The organism is Inquilinus limosus MP06 (assembly GCF_000767795.1).
Classification (GTDB): Bacteria; Pseudomonadota; Alphaproteobacteria; order DSM-16000; family Inquilinaceae; genus Inquilinus; species Inquilinus limosus_E.
Genome location: NZ_JANX01001026.1, coordinates 1 through 1,104, shown reverse-complemented (window position 1 = coordinate 1,104; position 1,104 = coordinate 1). Strand labels below are relative to the sequence as shown.

At 72.4% G+C, this 1,104-nt stretch carries 2 protein-coding genes; both read left to right on the top strand.

The features are described from left to right. A partial coding sequence (locus P409_RS34940) for a threonine ammonia-lyase (protein ID WP_034849590.1) occupies positions 1–829 on the top strand: 829 nt, incomplete at its 5' end. Next, positions 830–1,104 (top strand): PAS domain-containing protein (locus P409_RS34935; protein WP_034849588.1); only part of this gene is annotated, 275 nt, incomplete at its 3' end.

The following is a 1,104-nucleotide window of genomic DNA, read 5'->3' as shown; positions in this document are numbered from 1 at the left end:
CTCCTTCAAGTTCCGCGGCGCCTACAACCGGATCTCCCTGATCCCGGAGGCGGAGCGGGCCCGCGGCGTGGTCGCCTTCTCCAGCGGCAACCACGCCCAGGGCGTGGCGGCGGCGGCGAAGCTGTTCGGCATCAAGGCGACGATCGTGATGCCGTCCGACGCCCCCGCGATCAAGCGGCGCAACACCGAATCCTATGGCGCCACCGTGGTGCCCTATGATCGCTTCGGCGAGGACCGCGAGGCGGTGGCGGCGAAGATCCAGGCCGAGACCGGCGCCACGCTGGTGAAGCCCTATGACGACCCCGGCATCATCGCCGGCCAGGGCACGATCGGGTTGGAGATCGCCGAGCAATGCGCCGAACTGGGCGTGCGCCCCGACGCGGTGCTGGTCGGCTGCAGCGGCGGCGGTCTGGTCTCCGGCGTCTCGGTCGCGATCAAGGCGAAGCTGCCGGGCACCCGGATCTATTCGGCAGAGCCGGAAGCGCTGGACGACATGCGCCGGTCGCTGGCGGCCGGCGAGCGGGTGAAGAATGCGCCCGACGCACGGTCGATCTGCGACGCGCTGCAATCCCCCACCCCCGGCGAGATCACCTTCTCGATCGCGCGCGAGACGCTGGCGGGCGGCGTCGCCGCGCCGGACGATGCGGTGCTGCGGGCGATGGGCGTGGCCTTCGACACGCTGAAGCTGGTGATGGAGCCGGGTGGCGCCATCGGCCTGGCGGCGACGCTGGAGAACCGGATCCCCGACGACATCCGCACCGTCGTCATCGTCTGCTCCGGCGGCAATGTCGACGCCGCCACCTTCCGCGACGCGCTCGCGACGCTCTGAATGACGACCGGCCGCCCCGCCTTCTTCGACCGGCTGCAGGGCTGGTGGGACGGCCGGGCCGAGGGCGGCCGGCCGCCGCATCGCGACGCGCTGAGCCCGGTCGAGATCATGCCGATGCTGCCGCATCTGCTGATGCTCGACCTCACCGGCCCGACGCCGCGGGTGCTGTGGGCCGGAACCGCGGTGAAGGAGGCGCTGGGCGGCAATCCGGGCGACCAGCCGCTGGACAGCACTCCGCTGGGCGGGCCGGAAGCCGCGGCCGCCCTCGCCCGCAT